23 protein-coding genes are annotated in these 26,381 nt (G+C 35.2%); 4 read left to right on the plus strand and 19 right to left on the minus strand.

Annotated features, from left to right (window positions below; translation table 11 throughout):
- A partial coding sequence (locus RK02_RS04070; protein ID WP_016182988.1) for a mucin-binding protein occupies window positions 1–1,826 on the minus strand: 1,826 nt, incomplete at its 3' end.
- 495 nt (window positions 1,827–2,321) lie between these two features.
- On the opposite strand from RK02_RS04070, the gene RK02_RS04075 reads away from it, so the two are divergent.
- Window positions 2,322–3,827, plus strand: coding sequence for a helix-turn-helix domain-containing protein (locus tag RK02_RS04075; protein WP_016182989.1), 1,506 nt, complete (start codon window positions 2,322–2,324; stop codon window positions 3,825–3,827).
- Between the two features lie 60 nt (window positions 3,828–3,887).
- Here the strand turns inward: RK02_RS04075 and dnaJ are convergent, their stop codons facing one another.
- From dnaJ to hemW, 6 genes are all read right to left on the minus strand, one after another.
- Window positions 3,888–5,036 (minus strand): molecular chaperone DnaJ, encoded by a 1,149-nt coding sequence (dnaJ, locus tag RK02_RS04080; protein ID WP_016182990.1) that lies wholly within the window; start codon window positions 5,034–5,036, stop codon window positions 3,888–3,890.
- Between the two features lie 129 nt (window positions 5,037–5,165).
- Window positions 5,166–6,998 (minus strand): molecular chaperone DnaK, encoded by a 1,833-nt coding sequence (dnaK, locus tag RK02_RS04085; RefSeq protein WP_016182991.1) that lies wholly within the window; start codon window positions 6,996–6,998, stop codon window positions 5,166–5,168.
- 51 nt (window positions 6,999–7,049) lie between these two features.
- The gene (gene grpE, locus RK02_RS04090; protein ID WP_281168771.1) at window positions 7,050–7,637 is read right to left on the minus strand and encodes a nucleotide exchange factor GrpE; all 588 of its coding nucleotides are present in this window, start codon (window positions 7,635–7,637) and stop codon (window positions 7,050–7,052) included.
- 5 nt (window positions 7,638–7,642) lie between these two features.
- The gene (gene hrcA / locus RK02_RS04095; RefSeq protein ID WP_016182993.1) at window positions 7,643–8,680 is read right to left on the minus strand and encodes a heat-inducible transcriptional repressor HrcA; all 1,038 of its coding nucleotides are present in this window, start codon (window positions 8,678–8,680) and stop codon (window positions 7,643–7,645) included.
- Window positions 8,681–8,810: 130 nt separating this feature from the next.
- Complete coding sequence (locus tag RK02_RS04100) at window positions 8,811–9,731, minus strand: NlpC/P60 family protein (protein WP_016182994.1); 921 nt, start codon at window positions 9,729–9,731, stop codon at window positions 8,811–8,813.
- A gap of 21 nt (window positions 9,732–9,752) precedes the next feature.
- Window positions 9,753–10,901: a radical SAM family heme chaperone HemW gene (gene hemW / locus RK02_RS04105; RefSeq protein WP_016182995.1), complete on the minus strand. Its 1,149-nt coding sequence runs from the start codon at window positions 10,899–10,901 to the stop codon at window positions 9,753–9,755.
- An 87-nt stretch (window positions 10,902–10,988) separates the two neighbouring features.
- Here hemW and RK02_RS04110 point away from each other — a divergent pair, with 87 nt between their 5' ends.
- Entirely contained in the window at window positions 10,989–11,180 is a 192-nt protein-coding gene (locus RK02_RS04110) for a hypothetical protein (RefSeq protein ID WP_016182996.1), read from the plus strand.
- A gap of 17 nt (window positions 11,181–11,197) precedes the next feature.
- Here RK02_RS04110 and ribF read toward each other — a convergent pair whose 3' ends face one another.
- The 9 genes from ribF to RK02_RS04155 form a co-directional block, all read right to left on the minus strand.
- Window positions 11,198–12,133: a riboflavin biosynthesis protein RibF gene (ribF, locus tag RK02_RS04115; RefSeq protein WP_016182997.1), complete on the minus strand. Its 936-nt coding sequence runs from the start codon at window positions 12,131–12,133 to the stop codon at window positions 11,198–11,200.
- On the minus strand, window positions 12,120–13,067 hold the full coding sequence (gene truB, locus RK02_RS04120; RefSeq protein WP_016182998.1) for a tRNA pseudouridine(55) synthase TruB: 948 nt from the start codon (window positions 13,065–13,067) through the stop codon (window positions 12,120–12,122). Before truB ends, ribF begins: the two co-directional genes overlap by 14 nt.
- Window positions 13,068–13,260: 193 nt before the next feature.
- Complete coding sequence (rbfA, locus tag RK02_RS04125; RefSeq protein ID WP_016182999.1) at window positions 13,261–13,608, minus strand: 30S ribosome-binding factor RbfA; 348 nt, start codon at window positions 13,606–13,608, stop codon at window positions 13,261–13,263.
- Between the two features lie 20 nt (window positions 13,609–13,628).
- Complete coding sequence (gene infB / locus RK02_RS04130; RefSeq protein ID WP_016183000.1) at window positions 13,629–16,172, minus strand: translation initiation factor IF-2; 2,544 nt, start codon at window positions 16,170–16,172, stop codon at window positions 13,629–13,631.
- 18 nt (window positions 16,173–16,190) lie between these two features.
- On the minus strand, window positions 16,191–16,490 hold the full coding sequence (locus RK02_RS04135; RefSeq protein WP_016183001.1) for a YlxQ-related RNA-binding protein: 300 nt from the start codon (window positions 16,488–16,490) through the stop codon (window positions 16,191–16,193).
- Complete coding sequence (rnpM, locus tag RK02_RS04140) at window positions 16,480–16,779, minus strand: RNase P modulator RnpM (protein ID WP_016183002.1); 300 nt, start codon at window positions 16,777–16,779, stop codon at window positions 16,480–16,482. Before rnpM ends, RK02_RS04135 begins: the two co-directional genes overlap by 11 nt.
- Before the next feature lie 19 nt (window positions 16,780–16,798).
- The gene (nusA, locus tag RK02_RS04145; protein ID WP_016183003.1) at window positions 16,799–17,929 is read right to left on the minus strand and encodes a transcription termination factor NusA; all 1,131 of its coding nucleotides are present in this window, start codon (window positions 17,927–17,929) and stop codon (window positions 16,799–16,801) included.
- Window positions 17,930–17,950: 21 nt separating this feature from the next.
- Window positions 17,951–18,424, minus strand: a complete 474-nt coding sequence (gene rimP / locus RK02_RS04150; protein WP_016183004.1) for a ribosome maturation factor RimP — start codon at window positions 18,422–18,424, stop codon at window positions 17,951–17,953.
- A 182-nt stretch (window positions 18,425–18,606) separates the two neighbouring features.
- Complete coding sequence (locus RK02_RS04155) at window positions 18,607–18,876, minus strand: hypothetical protein (protein ID WP_016183005.1); 270 nt, start codon at window positions 18,874–18,876, stop codon at window positions 18,607–18,609.
- Window positions 18,877–19,317: 441 nt separating this feature from the next.
- Between RK02_RS04155 and RK02_RS04160 the strand changes: the two genes are divergently transcribed.
- Entirely contained in the window at window positions 19,318–20,460 is a 1,143-nt protein-coding gene (locus RK02_RS04160; protein ID WP_016183006.1) for a M56 family metallopeptidase, read from the plus strand.
- A gap of 162 nt (window positions 20,461–20,622) precedes the next feature.
- On the opposite strand, the gene RK02_RS04165 is transcribed toward RK02_RS04160, so the two are convergent.
- The 3 genes from RK02_RS04165 to RK02_RS04175 all read right to left on the minus strand — a co-directional run bounded on the left by RK02_RS04165 (window position 20,623) and on the right by RK02_RS04175 (window position 23,757).
- Window positions 20,623–20,898 (minus strand): hypothetical protein, encoded by a 276-nt coding sequence (locus tag RK02_RS04165; protein WP_016183007.1) that lies wholly within the window; start codon window positions 20,896–20,898, stop codon window positions 20,623–20,625.
- Between the two features lie 216 nt (window positions 20,899–21,114).
- Complete coding sequence (thrS, locus tag RK02_RS04170) at window positions 21,115–23,052, minus strand: threonine--tRNA ligase (RefSeq protein WP_016183008.1); 1,938 nt, start codon at window positions 23,050–23,052, stop codon at window positions 21,115–21,117.
- A gap of 525 nt (window positions 23,053–23,577) precedes the next feature.
- Window positions 23,578–23,757 (minus strand): 2-hydroxymuconate tautomerase, encoded by a 180-nt coding sequence (locus tag RK02_RS04175; RefSeq protein WP_016183009.1) that lies wholly within the window; start codon window positions 23,755–23,757, stop codon window positions 23,578–23,580.
- 202 nt (window positions 23,758–23,959) lie between these two features.
- On the opposite strand from RK02_RS04175, the gene helD reads away from it, so the two are divergent.
- Window positions 23,960–26,227: an RNA polymerase recycling motor HelD gene (gene helD, locus RK02_RS04180; protein ID WP_016183010.1), complete on the plus strand. Its 2,268-nt coding sequence runs from the start codon at window positions 23,960–23,962 to the stop codon at window positions 26,225–26,227.
- The last annotated feature ends 154 nt before the right edge of the window (window positions 26,228–26,381 follow it).

The raw sequence follows: 26,381 nt of genomic DNA on the forward strand, positions 1-26,381 counted from the left end.
TCGCCTGCACCAGTATAGTGAATCGTTTGGCTCGCTTGTTTGACTAAATCTTGGTAAGTCGTTCCTTGCGGTGTTTGACTGCCAGTTGGATCTTCGGGATTGATCGGTGTTCCAGGAACTCCTGGATGTTCTGGTGTATAGGTCTGCGTTCCATGTTTGAAGATCACATCATAGACTTTGCCAGTATTGTCTTTCCCTAATTCCTTCCCGCCTTCAGTAAAGCCATCATGAACCAATTCATAGCCTTTTTTTACTAGGCTTTCAATCGTTGGCTGAGTGGAGTAAACAATCTTGTCGCCATAAGTCCCACTAATCGTTTCGCCTATACCAGTGATTTCTTGATTTTGATTATCTTGGTCAATATAACGAACGCTTAAAGTGCCAACTTCTTTGTTCCGAATATATACTACCGGTGTATCTTCTGTAGGATTTACAGGTGTGATGGTATTAATTGTTTTGGTATAACCTAAAATATCAGGTGTAGGTTCATCAGGTAACACATTTTCAGGATCGTCTGGATTAGTATGATAACTTGGGGTTGGTGCTGCTGGAATTGGTTGATTTGATTCGTCTACCGGAACAATTTTCCCAACGCGAGCATAATGAAAGATTACTTCCCCACTATCAGGAATAAATGGATTTGGGAAACGATAGCGATCGATAGCCCCGTTGGTATAAACGGCATAATCTGTATATTGTCCAGGTATTAGAGTGGTCGATTTTTGCAACAAATCATTACGATAGATATCTACTCTAAATTTTCCTTGATTATCTAGTAATGTATAGTCCGCTCTAATCTCACTATTAGTTGCCGAGTAAGTAAAATGTCTGGACCAAGTTTGATTCATTTTTTCTGAACTATAGATGGAGACACTTCCTTTGGTATTTCCAGTTGTATACTGATAAACATACCCCTCAATCGAAATTGGTCCCTGAATATCACGACTTTCTCCTGACAATGCTCTTTTTTGAACAGGGGCAACAATATCTGTTTGATTTTCATCAACATAACGGACAGTAACTATGGATTGCTTAGGTAAGATTCCCGTGATTGCATTATATACAGCATTTTTTTCAACAGATGATTTTTCGCCATCTCCTGAATAATCATAAGATAATGCATTATAAGGATGACTAATCGTGTAGGTATCTCCATAATTGATTACCACAGTATTATCTAATTGTTTTTTTGATCCAGCCAGCTGCGTTTGTCGTAAATTCCCATTTTGATCAAAAATAAATAAGACCCCATCATCTTGTTGGCGATTAACTGCGAAATAATAGACTTCTCCTGACCAATTATCAATGACGCTTTTAAAAATGAAATATTTATCTGGATGATAAGCATTTCCAAGTGGTAATGCTGGGTAATCAGCGGGTTCATCAATTGTTATGACCTTTTCAGGTTGATAATCGCTAGTTAAAATAGTCCCTTCTTTTGTTTCTGGTTGATTTGAATTACTATCATCCGTAGAACTTGCAACCGCCTCGCTCGTTTCTTCCATTGGTTGAATCGGTTGTTCTTTAGGCGTTTCCTCTACATCAGTTATAGATAATGCATCAGTGTTTGCGTCTACCTTATCATCATTCACTGACTCAACCGAATCCACCGTTGAATCAGATGCTAAATCAGCTGACGTCTCAGTTAGCGTTTCTGTGTGTTCAACTGAATGAATGCTCTCAGTTTCATCCGCCTGAATACTGCTACCTAATACTAAATATCCTAAAAGGAATAAACAACCAATCCCTACCGAAATAGCCCCCTTGTATCTTTTTGATTTTCTGATTGAATAACGAATCTTTTTTGTCATCACTTGCTTATTCATCTTTTCCACTCCATTTCCCTATCCATTCATTATGTACTTTCACAAACTATAAGAATTTTTTATTTTAAGTTATTTTATAAAATGGATATTTTTTTAAAGCAATAGATTTCTCCGTCTAGATATTTTTACTATATTTTTCTTTCTATACAAACGGCAATTTTTAAAATAACTTATAAAAAACATTTAAATTATAAAATTTATCCATATATTTTTAATACAAAAAAATAAATATATATTAACTTTATTTTTTGAAATTAAAATTTGTAATGCAACCCTCCTTTACTACTTATAAAATACATGAATAAATTTCGGTATTATAGCCTTTAATTGCATTATATAGAAAAAATTCAGAAAATTTTATCAAAAAATATATCTTATTTTTTCTTTTTTTGATAAAATATAAAAAGGCATTTTTTCATTTTTTTGCTAAAATATAAATGACAGGTTTTCGAACTTAAAAAAATAGTTTTTTACTGAAAAGAGAGGGAAATAATCATGGATAGGTATCTTGAAACAAAAATAAAATATAAAATAGAATTATGTACATTTTTATTTAATAATAAAAACGCAAATATAAATAATATAACTTTGTATTTTAATTTTAGTGAAAATTACACAAAAGATCTAATTAAAGAATTGAATATACAACTAGAAAACTTGGCAGAAATTACTATTAATAAGCAAAAAGAGATTCATATTGATTTAAAAAATAATATGACCCAACAACAAATTTTACACAAGATTTATAACGAATCAGCAATATTAAATTATCTACATTTTTTAATTAACAATCACGATCAACAAGCATTTACTTATTTTATTGAAAAAAATTACCACTCAATCGCCAATGCGTATCGAATAAAAAACAAAGCCGAAATGTATTTACAATCTTGTGGTTTAGAGATTAAAAAAAATCAAATTGAAGGACCAGAATATCGTATTCGCTTTTTAATAGCCCTTTTATATAGTAAGTACGGAATCAATTACGAAGAAATCAGACCTGAGGATACCAAATTAGCTCGGAAATTCATTATGCAGACAAATCAAATTGTCGATGAAGTTTTTCTCGAAAGCACACTAGCTGAATTTCAATTTTTTGAGATATTATTGATTTTAACTTGGAAAAGAAAAAATTATTCATTAAATTTTAGTATATGGAAAGAAAAAGAAGCATTAAAAGAGGTCTTTTTTTATCAAAGGCTTAAACAAAATGCCCAAAATATTATAGAAAAGAACTTATCAATCACTTTACAAGAAAGCGATTATGAATATCTGCTACTAACCTTTTGTGCTACTGATAATTGCTTGTATTCCGATGAATGGACTAAAGAAGATATAAAAATGATCCATAATATTGTATTTAACTGTCCTAGAATTCAATTATTAATCGATATTATTCAAAGAAAATTAAATTTAGGTAAGGATATTACCGAAACGCGTAATTTTCGAGTAGCAATTGTTTATTTATATAAACTCTTTATTTTAAACTTACATCCGTTAATCCCTACAAAATATAACGAAATCGGTAAACCACAATCGCTAACTTTACAAAAAACAAGAGATAAAGCTGAAGAAATCCTTATCGAATGGCAAAAGAAAGCAGATATCTTATATGAGATGCCCTCAGCACATGTATTTTCATTAGCATTACACCTAGAGACGATTTATCAGATATTTGTACCTGGCACACCAATAACAATTGTTACAACTACGATTACTGAATACGAGACACTTGCACTTCAATTGGCCACAAAATTTAATACCCACAAAATCAAATTAAACCATATGCTTTTAACTACGATTCAACCTCAAGAGATAGCTAATTTAGCTGGCAATATCATTATTATTAAACCTTCAATGGTCAATTACTTTGAAAAATTAACCTTATCAAAATGCAGTGCCGTCATCTGTGTTTCCATGGCCTTTTTGCCTGAACATCTAGCTCAAATAGAACAGGTTATCCAGCGTTATCAACAAGAACATCTATTAAATTTAATCTAAAAAGGAGTTATCGATATCTGTTAAAATGGATATCGATAACTCCTTTAATTCAATTATTTTTTATTTTTTCTTAAAGGCATCCTTCATTTTATCAAAGAAACCTTCACCTTGTTGCTCAGAAATCTTATGACCACTCACTTCAGCAAATTTACGTAGTGCCGCTTTTTGCTCTTCATTTAAATTCTTCGGTGTAATAATCTTCACTTTAACATGTTGATCACCATTACCGCCGCCACGAAGACGTGGTGCACCTTTTCCTCTTAAACGGAAATTCGTACCCGTCTGCGTACCAGCAGGAATTTTTAATTTTACATTACCATGAACAGTCGGTACGTTGATTTCATCACCTAAAGCTGCTTGGACAAAGTTTAATGGTAATTCATAATAAATTTCTGCACCATCACGATCAAAGATATCACTTTGTTCCACTCGGAAAATGACATATAAATCACCATATGGGCCACCGTTATAACCAGCTTCCCCTTGGTTAGCTAAACGCATTTGTTGACCATCTTCTACACCAGCAGGAACATTTACTTTAACCGTATGTGCTTTCTTTTCACGGCCAGTACCATGGCAAGTTGTACATGGATCTTTGACAATTTTACCGGTACCGTTACATTGATCACAAGCTGAACGAGTCATCACACGTCCTAGTGGCGTTTGTCTTTCAACATTGACTACACCTGAACCATGACATTTGCTACAGGTTTCAGGATGGGTACCTGGCTTGGCTCCGTTCCCACCACAAGTATGACAGAGTTCTTCACGATTATATTTAATATTTTTTTCAACACCAAAAATGGCTTCCTCAAAGCTTAATTGAATGACATATTGTAAATCTGAACCTTGTCTTGGCGCATTAGGGTTACTAGAACGTGTACCACCGCCGCCAAAGAAGGATTCAAAAATATCCTCAAAGCCACCAAAACCGCCAGAGAAACCACCGCCAAAGCCACCAAAACCGCCAGCACCAAAGTTTGGATCATTAGCAGCATGTCCATATTGATCATAAGCAGCTCGTTTTTGTGGATCACTTAAAACTTCATACGCTTCAGAAACCTCTTTAAATTTTTCTTCAGCATCTGCTTCTTTATTAATATCTGGATGGTATTTTTTCGATAGCTTGCGATAAGCCTTTTTGATTTCATCATCAGAAGCCCCTTTACTTACACCAAGGACCTCATAATAATCTCTTTTATCAGCCATGGGCTTACCTCCTAAAATATTTACTCACACTTTGGTATTCTATCATATTTCTATATAAGATACACCCTAAATTTTTCTATCGAAAAGGCCAAAGCAGCTACACTTTGGCCTCTTTAATCGCATTAATGATTATTTATCGTCATCCACTTCTTCAAAATCAGCATCTACGACATCATCTGCGCCACCTTGTGCGGCATTTGGATCTTGTTGGGCTGCTTGTTGTGCTTGGGCAGCTTGCTCATATAATTTAACCGTTAAGTTTTGAACGATTTCATTTAGAGCATCACGTTTTGCTTTCATTTCTTCAATATTATTTGCTTCAACCGCAGCTTTTAATTCGTCACGAGCAGTTTCAGCTTTCTTCACTTCTTCTGCATCTACTTTACCTTCTAGCTCTTTCAATGTTTTGTCAACAGTGAATAATAAAGTATCTACATCGTTGCGTAAATCAGCTTCTTCTTTACGCGCTTTATCTGCTTCAGCATTTGCTTCTGCATCCTTCACCATACGTTCAATTTCTTCATCAGTTAAACCAGAAGAAGATTTAATCGTGATTTTTTGTTCTTTTTGCGTTCCTAAATCTTTAGCAGAAACATTTACAATACCGTTCTTATCGATATCAAATGTTACTTCGATTTGAGGAATACCACGAGGTGCAGGTGGAATATCCGTTAATTGGAATCTTCCTAATGTCTTGTTATCAGCAGCCATTGGACGTTCACCTTGTAATACGTGAATATCTACAGCAGGTTGGTTATCGGCAGCTGTTGAGAACACTTGTGATTTACTTGTTGGGATCGTTGTATTACGATCAATTAATTTAGTAAATACACCACCCATTGTTTCAATTCCTAATGATAGAGGTGTTACGTCTAATAAGACGATATCTTTTACATCACCTGTGATAACTCCACCTTGGATAGCAGCACCCATCGCTACTACTTCATCTGGGTTAACAGATTTATTAGGTTCTTTACCAGTTTCTTTACGAACTGCTTCTACAACAGCAGGAATACGTGTTGAACCACCGACTAAAATAACTTCATCAATATCCGCTTGGCTTAAGCCTGCATCTTTTAATGCTTGACGTACAGGGATCTTCGTACGTTCTACTAAATCAACAGTTAATTCATCAAATTTTGCACGAGTTAATGTCATTTCTAAGTGTAAAGGACCAGCTGCACCAGCTGTAATGAATGGTAAGCTGATTTGTGTACTTGTTACACCTGATAAATCTTTTTTAGCTTTTTCAGCAGCATCTTTTAGACGTTGTAAAGCCATTTTATCAGTTGAAAGATCAATACCATTTTCTTTTTTGAATTCAGCAACTAAATAATCGATAATCTTGTTGTCAAAATCATCCCCACCTAAATGGTTATCCCCTGCTGTAGATAATACGTCAAATACGCCATCACCTAATTCAAGGATTGATACGTCAAAAGTACCCCCACCAAGGTCAAATACTAGGATTTTTTCATCTTTATCCGTTTTATCTAAACCATATGCTAAAGCAGCTGCGGTTGGTTCGTTAACAATACGTTCTACTTCTAAGCCAGCAATTTTACCAGCATCTTTTGTTGCTTGACGTTGGGCATCGTTGAAGTATGCAGGTACAGTAATGACTGCTTTATCAACTTTTTCTCCAAGATAATCTTCAGCAAAGCCTTTGATGTATTGTAAAATCATCGCTGAAATTTCTTGAGGCGTATATTGTTTGCCTTCTACTTCTACCTTGTAACCTGATTCACCCATGTGACGTTTAATTGATGAAATCGTATTTGGGTTGGTAACAGCTTGACGTTTGGCTACTTCACCAACTTGGATTTCACCATTTTTAAATGAAACAACAGATGGCGTTGTACGATTTCCTTCTGGGTTTGTAATAATTTTTGCTTCGCCACCTTCTAAAACAGCAACAGCAGAGTTTGTTGTACCTAAGTCGATACCAATAATTTTACTCATATTAGATTCGCTCCTTTATTCGTTCTTATTCTATAATAATCCATCTTCGCATTATTGAGAAACAATAACCATTGTCGGTCTCAATACACGATCATGTAGTTTATATCCTTTTTGCAATACTTCAACAACAGTATCCGCCGGAAATTCATCTGTAGCAGGAATTGTCTGGACTGCTTGATGTAAGGTTGGATCAAAAGGCTGACCTTTCGCAAGAATTTCTTCAATTCCTTCTTCTTTGAAAGCATTACGCAGACTTTCTAAAACCATTTCCACACCTTTTTTTAGGCTAGCCGCTTGCTCATCATGAACCTCAATTGCCATCGCACGCTCTAAATTATCTACTGAAGTAAATAATTTTTTCGCTAAATCTTGCGAACGATATTTTTGTAATTGCTCGCGCTCATTACGATTACGAGTGGTAATATTCGCAATTTCAGCAGAGGCTCTTAAAAATTTATCTTCCATTTCATCTAATTTTTCCTGGAGGACTTCGACTTCACTTTTGACTGGCTCTTCATCGATAGCTTCATCAGCAACGTCTTCAATTACTTCATCGTTAGCTACTTCATCTAAGATTTCCTCAGTCTGTTTTTCTTTTTCTGATTCTGACAATTGCGTTACGTCCTTTCTTTCTAGTATTACTATTAATGGCGATCAAGCGATCGATAATAGTCAGCTAGCTTCTCACTTAATTCTTGGCGAAAAGCATCAATCAAACCAAATACTTTTGCATATTGCATATTGGCTGGACCTAATAAAGCAATTGTTCCTTGCCCATGGCCATCGATTTGGTAAGTTGCTTGAATCAAACTCATATTTTGAAATAAATCATGACCGATTTCAGTACCGATTCTAATCTGAATCGTTTGATCTGTTGGTACGATTAAACGATTCAGTCCATCGACATCACTCATCAAAGCATACATCGATTTAAACTGCTCGACATCCTGATTCGGTTCAAAATCCAAAATGTTCATTTGACCACTCACATAAATTTTTTCTTCAAACAATTGACTCAGCATACCATCAAACAGCGTTAAAATTCCTTCCGTACTTTGATAATACTTATGCAAAGTCATTGGAATCTCCGTACGCAAGCGATGATATACCGTGAGTAAGTCTTCATTAACCAAACGATCATTAATAATATTAACCATCTTTTCCAAATCTTCACTGTGAACAGATTGCGGAATGGCAAAGATTCTACTTTGGACATTTCCTTTATCAGTGACTAAGATAGCCACAACCTGCTGACTGTTTAATGGAACAATCCGAAAGCCAGTTAGGCGACGATTTTTTACATCTGGACCTAGAGAAAAGGCTGTATAGCTAGTCAACGCCGATAAAATATCTGCAGATTCCTGAATGATTTCGTTAATTTCATGGAAATCACGATGAAATCTTTGACGAATCTTACTCCGATCTTCTTCATCGACTGAAGATGGTTTTAACAAATGATCCACATAGTAACGATAACCGGCAATCGAAGGAATTCTTCCTGAAGAGGAATGAGTTTTCGCAAGTAATCCATAATCCTCGAGAGCTTTCATCTCGTTTCTGATCGTTGCCGAGCTTGCTTCAATGCCATCATTCATCAATTTCTTCGAACCGACTGGCTGACCATTTGTTGTATAGTTTTGGATGATTAATCGCAAAATAGCTTTTTGTCTTTCTGTTAACATTTGCTCACCCCTTATTAGCACTCTTGTATCTTAAGTGCTAATACAATTATAAATATAGCATATTTCATTAGAATGTCAAGAATTTCGCATAAAAAAATTAGCACTCTAAACAAAAGAGTGCTAATCCAAACTAACTAACTACATACCAAGCAATTCCTTCATCGCGCCAGCCCAACGAAAGTAAATTATTTTTTTCAGCTAGCGAAGTCGTAAAATGATGCGCATCGGATTTTCCATTGGCAAATGGATTAAACAATCTATATACAGGGATATTCCCAAAAGATTGCCATGAAACTCCCTCAAAACGCCAACCTATTTCAGAAAGTCTCTCTCGCTCATCCGAACTTACCGTAAAATGATGCTCTCCGCTATATGGATTATACAATCTATATACAGGTGTACCAGATTCTGAAACATTGAAAGCCTCTTTTTCACCATTCCAACCAATTTTAACAAGTGAACGATATTCATTGAGACTATTTGTAAATAAATGTTGCCCATTATTTGGATTATACAAACGATATATCGTATGTACATTTGCCGGTTGCGTACTTATTAAATCATTGGCTGAGAGTACCCTTCTTGCATAATCAGGTTTAAACCACTGAACGTTTGTAACCTTAACAACATCGCCCGGTTCAGTAGCATGAATAAAATCTCCATTACCAAGATAAATTGCATCATGATAACTTTGTCCTTTTATCCCCCAAAAAAGGATATCACCTGGCTGTAATTGATCTAAAGATACCTCAACACCATATTTTTCTTGTGTACTTGTAGGTGACGGAATATTCATACCAATAGCTTGTTGGTAGACATACTGAATTAAACCAGAGCAATCAAAGCCAGCTGGTGTCTTTCCACCCCATACATAGGGAACATTTTGATATTTCAGCGCTTCAAAGACGATTGCTTTTTGTTTAGCAGACATATTTATGTCTATCTCCTCATTATCTCCAAGTGTCAAAGCAGACACAGGAATTGGTCTAAAATTGATACCAATTATAAATAAAACAAAACAAAAAAACATTAAAATAAATTTTTTCATCATATAAAAATCTCCACTATTAAACTAATCAATTAAAAATTTTTCAAAGACATCATTCCCAACAAACAAGCCTTTTTGCGTTAGTTGGATAAACTCCCCTTCATTATAACGAACATAACCATTTGCAACAAGTTCTGTTAATACCGAACCATAGACATCCACAAATTTTGTTTGAAATTTCTTTTCAAATTTTTGAATATCCACACCCGCAGACTTTCTTAATCCTAAAAACATCTCTTCTTCCATCTGTTCTTTTACTGTAAGTTTCTCTTCAGATAAAATCGGTAAGTTCCCAGCCTGTAACGGCTTAAGATAGTGCTGAATTGGTCCATAATTACGGTAACGTAAATCATCAACATAACCACTTGCACCGGCCCCCCAGCCAAAATAATGTTCATTATTCCAATAGACCAAGTTATGCTTAGAATAAAAATTGGGTTTGGCAAAATTACTCACTTCATATTGATCATAGCCTGCTTGTTTCATCGTATCGATTGCTAGTTGAAACATCATCGCTTCTTCATCTTGCGTGGGTAAAGTTAAGTTTCCTTTTCTCACCCAGTTCATAAACATGGTTTTGTTCTCTAAAATCAATGAATACATCGAATAATGAGGTAACTGATAGCTTAAAGCTTTTTTTAGGGTTTCCTCAAAATCCGCTAAGGTTTGGCCCGGTAAAGCATAAATCAAATCAATACTTACATTGTTAAAATCATTCTTAGCTAAAAAGTTTAAGGTCTCTTCAACGTCTTCTGCTGTATGCTTACGCCCAATTTTTTTTAACAGACGATTATTAAAGGTCTGAACACCCATCGAAAGGCGATTCACCCCATATTTTTGTAGTACCCATAATTTTTCTTCGGTCAAATCACCTGGATTTGCTTCAACAGTAAACTCCTCAACTTGGGATAAATCAATCCGTTGTTGAATACGCTCCAAGAGATATTCTAACTGTTCAGCAGAAAGCGAAGTTGGTGTGCCTCCACCGATATAGATCGTCGGAATCTTGATATCCTTATAGCGATCTAGCCATAATTGCATTTCTAGATCTAGCATTTTTAAATAAGTATCAACTGGCTGACCTTCAATAAACACCTTATTGAAATCACAATAATAACAAATATGTTCACAAAACGGAATATGAATATAAGCCGATATACTCTTTGTGCTCATGTACGTTTTCCTTTCAATTGTTCTATTTTATTCATTACTTCCTCCTGATTTTATGCTAGAATAAACAAAAATACGGAGGGAAATGCAATGGAAGAAAATATTTTATTTAATCTCGGCAATCAAATTGCCACTAGTAAAGATGAAAAGGAGCTGATTCGTATCGCCCAATATGATTCCGGTAAAAAACCAGACGAAATATTACCTAATCAATTACCTGCCGGCTATTTAATCATAAAATTTCCAGAAAATCAGCAATATAGCTTACTAAAATTAAGCTGATACCAAGTGTTTCAAAGTTACTCAAAATATTTACGCGTATCCGCCTCATCTTGCTTTAATTGCTCAATTAAAGGGATCGGGCCGGCAAATTTAATTTGTTCACGTAATAAATGATGCCACCTCACGGCTACACATTCTCCATAAATTTCTTGATGAAAGTCTAAAATATAGACTTCAACAGTTAATTTGCGACCTTCACCAAAAGTATCGTTATGCCCTATTGAGCCCATGGCATGATGCCAGGTATTGCCTACTTTTAATTCGCAGACATACACTCCTTCCATTGGCAAGCGAGTAGTTGGCGCAAATTGAATGTTTGCTGTAGGAAAACCTAATGTCCGTCCTCTAGCATCGCCATGCATGACCGTTCCTTCAAAAGTATAGACATAGCCTAATAATTGATTTACCTTTTGCATATTCCCTTCAGCCAACAGATTACGAATAGCTGTCGAACTGATTTTTTGATTATTTTCGGTTAATTGTGCCACTTTTACAACCTCAAAACGGTCATTTGCCAGTTCAACCAAGGTTGCCATATTCGCACTAGCATGATTCCCAAATGTATAATCAAAACCAGCCACCACGACTTTTGCATGTAAACCAACTAAATATTGATCGACAAAAGATTGTGGACTAAGCTTTGAAAATGCCGAAGTAAAATCAACAACATAAAGATAATCTACGCCTAGATTGGCAAAATGTGCGGCTTTTTGCTCAATCGTCGTTAAGTATTTCATGGTTTCTTTTTGAACTTTTTGAAAGACAATCGAAGGATGTTGATTAAAGGTCATCACCGCAAGCTTTAACTTTCGCTCATTTGCCATTTTCTTTCCTGTTTCAATCACAGCTTGATGACCACGATGGACTCCGTCAAAAAAACCTAATACTAATACTAACTCTTCATCAATAATCTGTGCTTTATTATATGGATGTCGTAATTCAATGATTTCCATGTTCATCTTCCTTTAAATTAGTTTGTAACACTTTTTTGGGCTTCAGTAAAAACGACTCAGTTGGATGAGGTTCATAAATACTTAAAACCTTATCCTGATAAAACAACGCCAATGCACGATCAGGTTGGTGCTTAAACCCTAATTGCTGATAGCTTAAACGCATCCCATTACATACTTTCTTGGCTTGTTCATAATTTAAGTCAATCCGCGGAAAATCCTTTACACCATATTCAATCGGCAAAAGAATTTCATCAATTCGCTGATTTTCATAATAATCAGCAACCTGCGTTAAAGTATATGCTTGTTCTTTGGTAAAACCAGCGCTAGCCGTTCTTGTTAAATCAGACATATGTGCGGCGTAGCCTAGTTTTTTACCGGTATCAACAGCCAGTGTCCGTACATAGGTGCCTTTGCTACAGCTCACACTAAACCGCCACTTCACTAGTTGATTTTTTTCATCATAGGATAGATCACTAATCCGTTTAAATTGATAAATTTTTACTGTACGGACTGGTCGTTCGATTGTTTCACCATTTCTAGCATATTCATACAAGCGTTTGCCATTGACTTTCACAGCCGAATACATTGGCGGCACTTGCTGAAGAGTGCCTTCCATACTTTTCATTGCCTCATCGATTTGCTCTACGGAAATTGGTGTTTGAATTGGCGTCTGCTCAACCATTTCTCCACTCGCATCTTCTGTTGTGGTCGCAAAGCCTAAGGTAATTTCACCTTCATATCGTTTACCTGAATCGGTTAAAAATTCAATCACTTTCGTTCCCTTACCAATACAGATTGGTAAAACACCATCCACATCTGGATCTAAGGTTCCTCCGTGGCCAATTTTTTTAGTATGTAAAATTTTTCTTAATTTAAAGACACAATCATGACTCGTCATGCCACGTTCTTTCCATAAAGGTAAAATGCCTTCCAATAGTCTACACCTCATTTAATCTAATAACCTATACATTATAACGTAAATTTTAAAAACTGAAAAGAATCCCTGATTTTTCTTCAAAAAATCTATTCGTAGCTAATGCGGATGGCTCAGCTGACTACAAAATAAAAAAACTTGTTCTAGCAAATAGAGAAAATCTAAAAGCTAGAACAAGTATAACCTAACATATTTAGTCTTTATTTAAATTACGCAGCATTTCATCAATTTTATTTCCGTAGTCAACTGATTCATCATAACTAAAGAATAATTCAGGCGTTTTATATAGGGTTAGCACATGTCCTAATTCACGACGAATTAAGCCAGTTGCTTTTTCCAAACCAGTTTGCGCCTTTTGACGATCAGAAGCTAGGTTAGATAAAATGGTGTAATAAATTGTTGCCTGTTGTAGATCACCAGTTACCTTGACCTCAGTAATTGTCACTTCTTGGACTCTAGGATCTCTAACCTTCTTGCGTAAAATTTGATTGACTTCTTTTTGGATTTCTTGGGCTAAACGTCGATCACGATAGTTTGCCATAATAATCCCTCCATTTGCTATTAATCAACTTTGATTTCTTCCATGATGAAGCCTTCAATTACATCATCAATCTTAATGTCATTGAATTTTTCAATCATTGCACCACATTCAAAGCCCATTTTAACTTCTTTAGCATCATCTTTGAAGCGTTTCAAGCTGGCAAGCTGCCCTTCATAAATAACGATGCCGTCACGGATAACACGCACGCCGCTATCACGACGGATGAAGCCTTCCATCACATAACAACCAGCAATGGTACCGACTTTAGATACTTTATAGGTTTCACGAACAACCATTTGTCCTGTAATTTTTTCTTCAAATTCAGGATCAAGCATCCCTTTCATCGCTGTTTCAATTTCTTCGATAGCCTTATAGATAATGCGATGTAAACGAATTTGGACACTTTCTAATTCAGCTTGTTGTTTAGCTTGCGGTGTAGGTCGAACGTTAAAGCCAATGATAATCGCATTAGAAGCAGCTGCTAAAGTAACATCACTTTCATTTACCGCCCCAACGGCTGAATGGACGATATTAACACGCACGCCTTCGACATCAATTTTTTGTAAAGAAGCTGCTAATGCTTCAGCTGAACCTTGTACATCAGCTTTAATGATAACATTTACTTCTTTTAGCTGTCCTTCTTTTAAGCTATCAAATAAGTTATCCAATGTTACACGTTGAGTAACTGCACGCTGTTGAACTAATGCACGTTTCGCCCGTTCTTCACCAGCAGCACGAGCTGTCTTTTCATCTTCAAAGACCACGAAGCGATCACCCGCTTGTGGCACATCATTTAAACCAGTGATTTCAACTGGTGTTGCAGGTCCAGCAGATTTTTCACGACGTCCTAAGTCATTGGTCATCACCCGCACACGTCCAAACGTATTCCCAACTACGATTGGATCACCTACATGCATAGTACCTTGTTGGACTAAAAGGGTAGCTACAGGACCTTTTCCTTTATCCAAACGCGCTTCAATTACCGTACCAATCGCTCTTTGTTTAGGATCTGCTTTTAGATCTTCAACCTCAGCGACCAATAAAATCATCTCTAGTAATTCTTCAATGTTTTGGCCAAACTTCGCAGAAATTTCTACAAAGATTGTATCACCGCCCCAGCTTTCTGGAATTAACTCATATTCAGTTAATTCTTGCATCACATGCTGTGGATTAGCAGCTGGTTTATCAATTTTATTGACTGCAACAATAATTGGCACATTAGCAGCCTTCGCATGATTAATCGCTTCAATCGTTTGTGGCATAACACCATCATCCGCAGCTACTACTAAAATAGTGATATCGGTAATGCTTGCCCCACGTGCACGCATACTTGTAAAGGCCGCATGTCCAGGTGTATCTAAGAATGTGATTGGCTTACCGTTAATATCAATTTGGTAAGCACCGATATGTTGAGTAATGCCCCCAGCTTCACCACTAGTTACACGTGAATTACGTAATGTATCTAATAAAGTTGTTTTACCATGGTCAACGTGACCCATAATTGTCACTACTGGTGGACGTGAAACTAGATTTTCTTCATTAATTTCTTCAGGTTCAAAGAATTTATCGATATCGGCAATATCCACTTGAACTTTTTCTTGCGCATCCATGCCATAATCAGCAGCCAACAATTCAATCGTATCTTTATCTAACGGTTGATTTTGATTGACCATTACCCCTAGCATAAACAGCTTTTTAATAATTTCAGCTGGTTCACGGTGAATCTTCTTAGCAATTTCAGCAACATTCATACCATCTGTATATTCTAAAACATCAGGTAATTCACGAAATTTACGTTGAGGAACAGCTGGTTTCTTTTCAGCTTGTTGTTTGCCTTTCCCTTTTTTCCCTTTACCTTTGAATTTATTATTTGGTTGATCAAAGTCTTTTTTCCCTTGTTGACGTTTAGGATTCTTGCCTTTAGCTAAGCGATCATCTTCAAATTTTTCACGATTTCCCTTAGCTTTTTTCGCTGATTTAGGTTTTTCTGAATCATTTACTGGAGCTGTTGCTACTTTCTCATTTTTATTTGGTGTTGCGGTTTTAACTGTTTTTTCTTCTTTCATAGATTTCTCTTGCTTCATTACCTTTTCTTGTTTTTGTGGTCGTTCAGATTGATTGGTCTTCACTTTTTTATCGTTTGGCACATTATCAACAACTTTCATTTCTTTCTTTTCTGTATGAGCTGGCGCTTTTTTAGCAATATTTTGCTCATTTTGACTTAACTTAACGTTTTCGTTCTTTTTCACAGCGGTACTTTCACTAGGCGCTTTTTGTCCAGATTTCCCCTTATTTGATCCTTTAGTGGATTGGTTGGTACGTTGATGCTGCTTTTGACGATTTTGGAAGTTAGGGTTATTTCTTTGCGTTTGGAATTTTTTATGTTCATCAGCTTGAACAGGTGGCTTCTTTTCAAATTGTCCTTTCAACTGATTAGCATCCTGATCACTTAACGCGCTCATGTGATTTTGAACATCAATTCCTAAAGTTTGAGCCTTTTCAACAAGCTCTTTGCTAGAGACGTTTAATTCCTTAGCAAGTTCATAAATTCTTTTTTTCCCCATGCAATCACCTTCCTAACCTTATATTAATTCCCCCATTTTCTTTGCAAAACCTGCATCCATTACAGCCACTACTTTTCTAGGTTTACCAAGTGCATTGGTTAATTCCATAGTTGATAACAAGTCGCAACAAGGGATTTGATAATAAGTACTTTTATCTTTTATTTTTTTTAATGTATTTTTACCAGTATCACAAGCAACAAAAACTAATTGCGCTTTAGATAACTGGATTTCTTTGGTGACTAATTCTTCACCACTAACAATTTTGCCTGCTCGTTGGGCTAACCCTAACAGATTGAGTAAACGTTGCTTATGATTCATCGCCAAATAACTCTCTTCTTGCTTTTTGGTGACTCACATAGTCAAATAATTCCTGATAAAATTCATCAGATAACTTCACATCAAGTACTCGATCTAAGATATGTTTTTCCCAGGCCAATTTTGCCTCTTCTGGCTCCATAGCGATGTAAGCACCTCTACCAGGCATTTTACCCGTCGGATCAATTGAAACAACGCCTTCTTTAGAGCGAGTAATCCGTAACAATTTTTTCTTTGGAATCATTTCACCAGTTACTACAGATTTTCTTAAAGGAATTTTTCTTTTTTTCATATGAAATTCCCCTCATTTTCTATTCTTCAGTTGATAGATTTTCATCTTCTAACATCATTTCGTCAGCAGCATCTGCCATTGCTTCTTCTTGCGCATCTAGTTGAGCATAAAACTCAGCCATTTGTGATTCTGGCTTGATATCAATTTTATGATTAGTTAATTTAGCAGCTAAACGCGCATTTTGACCGCGTTTGCCGATAGCTAAAGATAATTGACTATCAGGCACAACGACTGTACATGATTTAGGATTTTCTAAATCGAAAATAACATCGCTGACTTCAGCTGGATTTAAAGCATTCGCGATATAAACAGCTGGATCTTCATCCCATTCAACAATGTCCATATTTTCGCCTTTTAATTCATTAACAATCGCTTGCACCCGTTGTCCTTTTGGTCCAACACAAGTCCCAACTGGATCAATATCCTCATCAAATGAACGAACAGCAATTTTAGAACGATCACCTGCTTCACGAGCAATACTCATAATTTCTACTGTTCCATCATAGACTTCTGGCACTTCTTGTTCAAATAAACGACGTAATAAATCCGGATGACTACGACTTACGAAAACTTGTGGACCTTTTGAAGTATTTTCAACTCGTGAAACAAAAACTTTAATCCGATCATGTGGTTGATAAAATTCATTTAGCATTTGATCTTGTTTAGAAAGTACTGCTTCGATTTTTCCTAAGTTTACGTAGATATAACGATTGTCTTGACGTTCAACAATTCCTTGAAGGATTTCTTTTTCATATTGTGAGAATTCTTCATAGATGATACTACGCTCAGCTTCACGAACACGTTGTAGAATTACCTGTTTAGCTGTTTGAGCCGCAATCCGACCAAAATCCTTTGGTGTCACTTCAAAGCGAATTTTATCCCCAATTTCATAAGCTGGGTTAATCGCTAAGGCATCTTTTAAAGAAACCTCTAATTGACTATCCATTACTTCTTCAGTAACCTCTTTTACTGCATAGACATGGATATTTCCTTTCTTTTGATCAAATTCAACCTCAACATTTTGCGCTTGACCATAGTGGCGTTTGTATGCGGAGATTAGAGCTGCCTCTAAAGCTTCAATAACAATTTCTTTAGCAATGCCTTTTTCTGCTTCTAATGTGTCTAAGGCATTTAACATTTCTTTACTCATTTTATTTGTGTTCCCCCTGTATTAAAATTGAATCGCTAAACGTGCTTTGGCAATATTTGAACGCTCAAACGTAAGTTGTTTTTCTCGCGTTTTAATTCGAACACGTAAAGTTAATTCATTTTCATCAAAAGATTCTAGAAAACCTTCAAATTGTTTTTCATCGTTTACACTTTGATATAAGGAAATATGGATATATTCACCTAAGGCCTTGTGATAATCCGCCTCTTTTTTCAAAGGTCGTTCAGCCCCTGGAGAAGAAACTTCCAAAAAGTATGCTTGTGGAATTGGATCAGGATTTAATGAATCTAATTTTTCACTAAGCTGCTCGCTAACCCAGGCACATTCTTCAATATCAATGCCCCCTTCTTTATCAATGAAAACGCGTAAAAACCAGCTTTTTCCTTCCTTAACAAATTCAACTTCAACTAATTCAAAATTTCGTTGTTCTACGATTGGCGTAACTAAACTAGTAACCGTCTCAACCACACTACTCAATGAATGTTCCTCCTTATTTCTTGTAATTAGGTAATAACCATTGTCCATTAAAAAGAGTGAGCGATAAAACCGCTCACTCACCCTAAGTATCATCTCTATGACATGAATATACCACATTTTTTTCAGAAAAGCAAATCAACATTAAAATACAAGTTAGCTCTTAGTTTGCTATTTCCTAGCAGTCAGTCTTTTTTATAAAAAATTTGAATAAAAAAGCACGAAACAAATATCACCAAATGAACAATAGATAAATAAAAAGATAATTGAAAATCATTTAAAATATTCTCATCTGCCAAATTTCCAGCTAAAACCGCACATAAAATATTGAGTAGCAAAAACAGTATTGAAAATAAAATTTGTAAAGAAAAATCTTTTAAGAAAAAATACGAGCAACAAGTTCCAATTATGCTAAGCATTATGATGATTATAAAAATATTTTGTATCGTCAGCATCAATTTCCACTCCTTATAATTAAAGTAGCGTAATCATTCATATCCGTAAAAAAATATAACCAAAATAAAAAAGCGCGCAATATACTTTTTTATGCTTTTTTCTGTATATGAATTCAAGATGTTTACGCGAAATATTGAAGCTTTGCTATTTATATAATAAAATATATCCGTAATGAATGACAAATAAAAACTTAGGAAAAGTTTTAATAGATTTTGAACACTATATAGACTTCTATCTATGCTATGTAAGAAGATAAAATGAAAAAGATTCCCTATTAAGATGATTCCATAAGAATATCTAATACTTATTCTCACTACTATCTCCTGCATTAGCTAATAAGAAGCTATAATTAAATATCTTAAAAGAACATTTATATTCACTTTATGTAAAATGCGACAAAAGCTTGCTAAAAATCAATAAAAAGATTGGAGAAGAAGCCTATGATTATATCCTTTCCGGCAATTTTTACCTCAATAATTACAGTAAGCGTATTGATAACTGTGCTTTCTCTAATTCTCCTTATCAATAGATACGGAGTAAAATTAAAATATGAATATGTTTTATTCATTAGCGTTGTAATTATCGGTAGACTTATTATTCCTTTTGAATGGAAATGGACCCATACAATTCCATCAAAAAAAATTATGCCACCCATCTATAACTTTTTTTACCAAAAAATATACAATGATATTCGCTTAATCCATATATTTTTAATAATATGGGTAATAGGAAGTATTTATTTAACAATAAAATACCTTCTAAACATGAAAACATTGTATGCTTTAGACAAAAACTTTGATAATAAACTCGATGAATACAAAACTATTTTTTCATTCCTAAAGGATAAAAAAATTAATGGAATCTATAAACTAAGCAATATTCAAGAACCATTTGTTACCAATCCGTTTAAACCAACAATATATCTACCAAACATAGACTATACAAAAGAAGAACTAGCATTTATATTATTGCATGAAGCGCAGCATATAAAAAACAAAGATCTTTATATAAAAATATTAGTCCAAATCCTTATTATCTTATACTGGTGGTTTCCACTAATCTACGTACTAAGAAACATTATCGATTACATCTTAGAGCTAAGAGTAGACTATCAGGTTACCAAAAACTTTGAAGAAAAAGTTAAAAATCAATACTTGCTTGCTCTAGTAACCGTCACTCAAAAAATATCTGAAACAACACATATAAAACACTACAAGACATTAAAAAGTCAATTTACGCTAAGAAAAGAAAGCTTACTGAAAAAAAGAATTAACTTTTTTTACAACGTAGCAAATAGAAAAAAATATAAACTACTCATTATTATACCAGCTATATTCCTAATACTCTCTTTGCCAAGTATTGTTTTTGAACCTTCTCAGATTAGCCCTGAAATTCAAAGAAAAATAGATAATAATGAATATCAAACTGATGAAACAATGAAAAAAAGAATGTATATTCTACAAACTGCAGATGGCAAATATTATCTAGTCAACAAAATATCTCAAGAAAAAAGTACTATTCAAAATATCAACCAACCACCATTTAACCAACTAAAAATAATAAAGGAGAAAACAAATAACTGATTTGATGCTCTTAATTCACACAGAATTGATAGCTAGTGTTACATAAAGTTTCGTTGAACTATATTTCATAATAAAAGCGTTAGCATAATTGATTTTTTGATCGATTATGCTAACGCTTTAAAAATTTATAAGCTCTTCATATTATATGTTGATAGCTAATTATCAATACGAACGAATGATTCCTTTATCTGTTTGAATATCTAAATAAAGAATTTTATTATTCTCTAATCTAGCATGATCAATTATTTGACGATGATAGTTTGTCAGCTTATTTGATAGTGTTGTCATACAATCAGATAAATTGATCCAATTAATTTCAATATCAAATTCATTTGATTTGGGGGCTAATTTAAAATCAGCTGGAAGCTGCACATAGAAAAAGAAGCAAATGGAATGCTTTAATAATTCGTTATTTCGAAAATATACTATTGCCGCCAAAGATAAGGATAATCCATCTAAATCTAGATTTGTTTCCTCAATAAAATCTTCGCTCTAGCTCACGCAAACAAAATACTTATAATCAAATACTCTCCATTATTCATATTTCTTTGAAAAGTAGTTAGTATTCTACAGACCAATAGTATAAAAACAGGAAATGTTTCACGAATATGAAACATTTCCTGAGGTTTTTAATCAATGATAAAGTTAAATCGCTTAAATTCGGCTATAGTTTTGCACATCTGCTACGATTGCATCAACAAACATATCCAATAACTCAACTTGCGTTTCTTTGCTACCGTAACGGCGAATGTTTACCGAGCCATCAGCCATTTCTTTATCCCCAACAACAATTTGATAAGGAATCTTTTGGGTTTGTGAAGCACGAATCTTATAGCCCATTTTTTCATTACGATCGTCTACTTCAACACGTAAGCCTTTTTCTTGTAAGCGTCGTTTGATTTCATAAGCATAATCTCCATGTGCTTCCACAGAAACTGGAATAATCGTTGCTTGGATTGGTGCTAACCAAGTTGGGAAGGCACCTTTGTAAACTTCGGTTAAGTAAGCTACAAAGCGTTCCATGGTTGAAACAATTCCACGGTGGATAACAACCGGACGATGCGTATTTTCGCCATCTTCACCAACATAAGTTAAATCAAAGCGTTCAGGTAATAAGAAGTCTAATTGAATTGTAGAAAGCGTTTCTTCCATACCTAATGCTGTTTTTACTTGAACATCTAATTTAGGACCGTAGAATGCCGCTTCACCTTCAGCTTCAAAGTATTCTAAGCCTAATTCATCCATTGCTGCTTTTAGCATGGTTTGCGCGTTTTCCCACATCGCATCATCATCAAAATATTTATCAGTATTATTTGGATCACGATAGCTTAAGCGGAAACGATAATCTGTAATCCCAAAATCACGATAAACTGAAGTCATTAAATCTAATGTTCGTTTGAATTCATCTTTAATTTGGTCTGGACGTACGAAGGTATGACCATCATTTAAGGTCATTTCACGCACACGTTGTAAACCAGATAATGCCCCAGATTTTTCATAGCGGTGCATCATGCCAAGCTCAGCAATACGAATTGGTAATTCACGATAAGAATGAATATCGTTTTTATAAACCATCATATGGTGTGGGCAGTTCATTGGACGTAAAACTAACATTTCACCATCACCCATATCCATTGGCGGGAACATGTCTTCATGATAGTGATCCCAGTGACCAGAAGTTTTATATAGGTTCACATCTGCCATAACTGGTGTATAAACATGTTGATAGCCAAGGCTAATTTCCTTATCAACAATGTAGCGTTCAATCGTACGACGAATAGTTGCTCCTTTTGGTAACCAGAATGGTAAACCAGAACCAACTTCTTTAGAGACCATGAATAAATCAAGCTCTTTACCCAATTTACGGTGATCACGTTCTTTCGCTTCTTCACGCAAGCGCAAAAATTCTTTTAAGTCTTTTTTATCAAAGAAGGCTGTACCGTAAACGCGTTGCATCATATGATTATCGGAATTTCCACGCCAATAAGCCCCTGCTACGGATAATAATTGAAAGACTTGAATCCGGCCAGTTGAAGGGACATGTGGGCCACGGCAAAGGTCCACAAATTCACCTTGTTGATAGGCTGTAATCACTTCATCTTCAGGTAGCTCAGTAATTAGTTCTACCTTATATGGATCTTGGGCAAATAACTCCAAAGCCTCTTGTTTTGATAAAACACGACGTTCAATTGGTAGATTTTCTTTAACAATTTTCATCATTTCTGCTTCAATAGCAGGAAGATCTTCTGCTGTAATCGCGTTTTGGCCATTGTCTGTATCATAGTAAAAGCCTGAATCAATCGCAGGACCTACTCCAAAATGAATCTTAGGATATAAACGACGCATCGCTTGTGCCATTAAATGTGCGCTAGAATGACGTAATAAAGCTAATGCATCTTCATGATCAGGTGTGATGATTTCAATTGCTCCATCTTCAGTAATTTCACGAGTTAAGTCAATTAATTGACCATTCAATTTACCGGCTAAAGCTTTTTTAGCTAAGCTTTTTGAAATGCCTTCAGCGATTTCTTTTGTTGTTACACCAGCAGCGAATTCTTTTACTGCGCCATCTGGAAAAGTAATTTTAATCATTTGTCTGCCTCCATTTATTTTTATCGATGATCAAGCCACTAAGCCATCTCTTGTAAGTAGCCACCTCAACAAACAAGCGTAGCAAATCAGTAAAAATTATTTATTTTTCTACTAGATTAAAGCTTTTTAGCCCCTGTAAGCGACTGACAAGGCCCACTCAAAATAAAAAAGCCTAGCAAGAAATCCATCTGACTTCTTACTAGGACGTGAATGTATACGTGGTTCCACCTAATTTTAAGTATTGCTACTCCTTGACAGTCTTAACGGTCTGCACCGCTCCTGCATTCAACAAGAGTCTAACGAAAGTGGTCTGCCCTTGGTTTTCTCCTAGAAGGTTTTCAGCCACGACCTTCCTCTCTAACAGAAGACTCTCAAGTTTAGGTGTCTTTCTCATCGATCTATTTACGTTTTCTATTTAAACACCATTTCTTGAAAATTGCAAGAAAAAATCAAAAAGAAAGTTTCAACGCAGCAGCCATAGCAAAACCGCTAGTCTGCTGTCTTTATATGTGAATCAGAAAATGTTTATTTTTTCCATTCTCCATTCACACCGTATGTGCCTTTTTTCATCTCATTAACGATGACATGAATGTGTTCTTTCGGTGCACCAGTATTTTTATGAACCGCTTCTGTTACATCCTTCATCATATTTTCTAATTGCTCTGCACTACGGCCTTCAACTAATTCAATGTGTACAAATGGCATAATCTTCACTCCATATCTATTATTCTCTCATCATCATAAAATAAATATGAAAAAAGTCAAGCAGTTATGAAATTTTTGCTTTTAACTGCATAGATAGCACGACTCTTTTTGATAGAAAATTTGTTTTCCGGGAGTTTAGCTACTGTTGATTTTCGGCTAGATATGCTATAATTTTATGGTTAAATTTTGTGGAGGAAAATACATGTCATCAATTAAAGAGTTAGAAAAAAAGCATTTAGCAAATACCTTGCAAATGATTGAACAAGAAAAACAAATTTTGCTGAAACAAAAACAGCAATTAACCGGCCAATTTCAAAGTGATTTGAAGGAATTGGCTGATTTAAAAATTCAAACCGGCTCATCAGAGGCCTTCTATGAATCGGTGGTTGACTATCAACGACACGAACAGGATTTATTATTGAAATATCAAACCACGCAGCAGCAAGAAAAACGTTTGAATACTTTAGCTGTGATGGAAAATACACCCTATTTTGCTCGCATTGATTTCACTGAACAAAATGAAAAAGAAACCTTATATATTGGGATTGCTTCATTACGCGATCAAAAAGAGCAGCCCATCATCATTGACTGGCGAGCGCCGATTGCCAATCTTTATTATGAAGGAAAGCTCGGTGAAACCACTTATCAAACGGAACACGATCAATTTGAAGTAGATTTGCAGTTAAAACGACAATTTCAAATTAAACAGGGTCAATTACTTGCTGTTGTAGATACTTCTGAAGCAATTAATGATGAATTCTTATTAGAAATCTTAGATGAAGCGTCAAGTAATCAAATGAAAAATATTGTGGCTACCATCCAACAAGCCCAAAATACGATTATTCGTGATCTACATAGTAAAGCGATGGTTATCCAGGGAATTGCCGGTAGTGGAAAAACCTCAGCTTTACTTCAACGGGTGGCCTATATTCTTTATCATAATCGACAATGGCTAGATGAAAAAGCGGTGCTGATTTTTTCACCCAACCGATTATTTTCAGATTATATTTCAATGGTTTTACCGTCTCTTGGTGAAAGCGAGGTACCAACGAGAACGTTTAGTGACTTTTTGCAACAATTGCTGCCTCAACTAAAAATCCAAAAGGAAACAAAATTAGAAGAAGACTTTTTAACCGATCAGCATGATAAAATCACGCAGTATAAACAAGGAATTCATGCCGTTTATCAGATAAAGCCCTATCTGCAAAAAATTACTGCAAACGGACCAATCTTCCGTTCATTAAAAGCAGATCAGCAGGTCTATTTATCTAAAGAGCAAATGCGCCAATGGTATTTGGAAACGAACCCCCAATTACCACTTTATCAACGAATGCAATTACTACAAACCAAGCTACTGAAAAAGCTTGGTGGAATTCAAAAAGATGAAGCTAAACTGCCGTGGGTGAAAGAGCTAGTGGAAGAAAGACTACAGCTGGCTTATGAAGAAAATCCTCATTTAGAGGTAAATGAAAGAACCGAACGCCAGCTTCGAAAACAGTTAAAAGCAGAAATTGTTCGCAAAAAATTCAGTAAAATCAAGCGAGCAATTAAAAAATTCCAATTTGTTCATACGCAGCAACAATATTTGCATTTTCTAAAAACATTAGAACCAGTCATTACTATGCAAACGCAATGCTCTATAGCTGACTTTCAGCAACACCTATTATCGGTTAGAGAAGATTTAAAAATGAAACAGCTAGCTCTAACTGATGCCTGCTTATATTTCTTATTGGCAAAAGGACTCTATCCAATTTATGTCGAGCAAAAAGCACGGTATATTTTTATTGATGAAATGCAGGACTTTCCCCCTGCGCAAGTCGCCTTACTAAGAAGTCTTTATCCTAAAGCCAACCTCACTTTATGTGGGGATTTAAATCAAAAAGTTTTTGGAAATGACGCCATTATCGACTGTCTGCCGTCACTATTTCCGGATGTTGAAGTAACGAATTATCAATTAACAACTAGTTATCGCTCCACCCAAGAAATTACGCGTTTTGCCAATCAATTTTTAAGTGGCGCCGATCAAGTCCAGACTACTGCTCGGATGGGACAATTGCCACAAGCATATCATTTTGACCAAACGAAGCAAGCCATCGATTGGTTAACGCAACAAATTACAGCAAAAACTAAGCTACCGATTCGTAGCGCCATCATTTGTAAGACAAGTGCTGAATGTCAAGAATTATATCATCAGTTATCCGAAAGCATGCAGCAAAAAGTACAGCTGATTACTAATGAAGAAACCTTTATGAAAAAAAATTGGTTAATTATTCCTGCTTATCTAGCAAAAGGGCTCGAATTTGATCAGGTCTTTGCTTGGAAAATCGGTGAACAATATGCTAAAGCACATGACCAATTAATCTTATACACGATTTTTACTAGAGCGATGCATCAGTTAAAGATTATTACAATCAAGCAAACCAGCCCACTTTTAGCTTTAGCTAAGTCAGACACTTACCTCCAAGAATAATCAAAAAATCACCTGTGCATGATTGGTGCAGGTGATTTTTTTTAGGCAAATAATTAAATCTTTCATTTAAAAAAGCGATTTCCTCAAAAAAATATTTATAAATAAAATAAATACTTTAATTTTCGTCATTTCAGATCAAAAAACAACTTACTGA

It is taken from the genome of Enterococcus columbae DSM 7374 = ATCC 51263, from assembly GCF_000406925.1.
GTDB classification, from domain to species: domain Bacteria; phylum Bacillota; class Bacilli; order Lactobacillales; family Enterococcaceae; genus Enterococcus_E; species Enterococcus_E columbae.